The organism is Pseudomonas sp. NFACC24-1 (assembly GCF_900115235.1).
Taxonomy (GTDB): Bacteria; Pseudomonadota; Gammaproteobacteria; order Pseudomonadales; family Pseudomonadaceae; genus Aquipseudomonas; species Aquipseudomonas fluorescens_AA.
Genome location: NZ_FOVS01000089.1, coordinates 1 through 1,454, shown reverse-complemented (window position 1 = coordinate 1,454; position 1,454 = coordinate 1). Strand labels below are relative to the sequence as shown.

General features: G+C 60.8%; 1 protein-coding gene and 1 pseudogene. Both read right to left on the bottom strand.

Annotated features, from left to right (window positions below):
• Nucleotides 1-296 precede the first annotated feature (296 nt).
• Nucleotides 297-653, bottom strand: coding sequence for a DUF6124 family protein (locus tag BM317_RS29650; RefSeq protein ID WP_092477222.1), 357 nt, complete (start codon nucleotides 651-653; stop codon nucleotides 297-299).
• A gap of 675 nt (nucleotides 654-1,328) precedes the next feature.
• Nucleotides 1,329-1,415: pseudogene (locus BM317_RS31410) on the bottom strand (nucleoid-structuring protein H-NS); the annotation flags it as partial.
• Nucleotides 1,416-1,454: the final 39 nt, after the last annotated feature.

The following is a 1,454-nucleotide window of genomic DNA, read 5'->3' as shown; positions in this document are numbered from 1 at the left end:
GCTATCCCGGCATCCATGCCGGGATGCCCACTCCACAATGCCTGCGTTCGGCCAGCGTGGTTAACGGGGCGCCGAGATCAACGTCCTCCGCGAGGCGGCCTGATAGCCGGCCTGATTCAGGGTGATCGCGTTTCTCCAGTGGGAGCTTGCTCGCTTTTGCGCACGGCGTGGTCAGGGTTGTGTCTGATCGTTCCCACGCTCCTGCGTGGGAACGCCGCCAGGGACGCTCCGCGTTCCGCTGGGTGACGCAGAGCGTCACTGGATGCATTCCCACGCGGAGCGTGGGAACGATCGCTCTAGCGTGGATCGACGATATCCAACGCCCGATTCGCCAACAACTCACTGAGCTCGATCATCTGCTGGATCCCCAGGGCGAAATGCCGACGCGAGCCTTCCAAGTCGAAGGTTAGATCGCCAAGCATGGCGCTGGCGGAAGCCAGGGTTTCGCTGAGGTTGGCTAGGAGAGTTTCGGTGTCTGCGCTTTCCGCGACAGAGAACAGCTGGCTTGAGGGTTGTTTCTTTTTGGCTTGAGGCTTGGGGTCGAGATAATGGTCGATGGCGCGTTTGGCGGCTTCATCAAGTTTTTGGGGATCGAGCCCGGCGTGGGCTGATGAGGAAGCGGTTTCGGGGGGATTGGGTGTGGCTTTGAACATGATGTAGTTCCTTTTACGTAGTGGAACCGCCATCTCCCGTTTCCAGGCGAGAGGGTGGCAGCTATGCACGGGCTGGAAAACCGAGGTAAAAGGCAAACCCGGTAGACTCGAAAGTCTCCCGCGCACAGCCGCCATAACGCAGAACTGAACGCTCAAAGCGCCGCAGTATCTCACGGGACTCGCTGATATGCCTTTTACTCATCGGGTTTCCAGGCCCGGCCGCTGAATTTGCAGCGGCGGAAAAAGGTTAGCGACAGCCCTTCCCACCCGGCAACCGCCAGAACTCGTCGGAAAAATCTGCTTGAATCAGGAAGTGTGTCCGACCATTCCCACAAAGCTTGGTCGGCTGTCAGACCGCCATCGCGAGCAAGCTCGCTCCCACACAGGTTTTTGGTCGTTTATAAGATCAGTGCCCACCGCCGGTCCCGGTGGGAGCCGAGCTGGCTCGCGATAGCGGTGGGTCTGCTTGCATCAATGCCGAATGTACCGCCGCCTTCGCGAGCAAGCCCGCTCCCACAAATTGGATCGGAGCACGACCGTGAGCACCTGGTCGGCTATCAGGTCGCCTCGCGAGCAAGCTTTGCTCCCACAGGTCCAGCTCAAACAAGTCTGATGGGTGTACACCCCCGCAAGAGCCAGGCCGGCTATAAGGCCGCCTCGGCGGGCTTTTGATCTGGGGGCCCCGTTGACCACGCTGGCCGAACGCAGGTATTGCGCAGTGGGCACCTCGGCATGGATGCCGAGGTAGCCGCGCTGGGCCATGGATGGCCCTTCGCGGCGGCCCACGGAGTAATGCCGGAG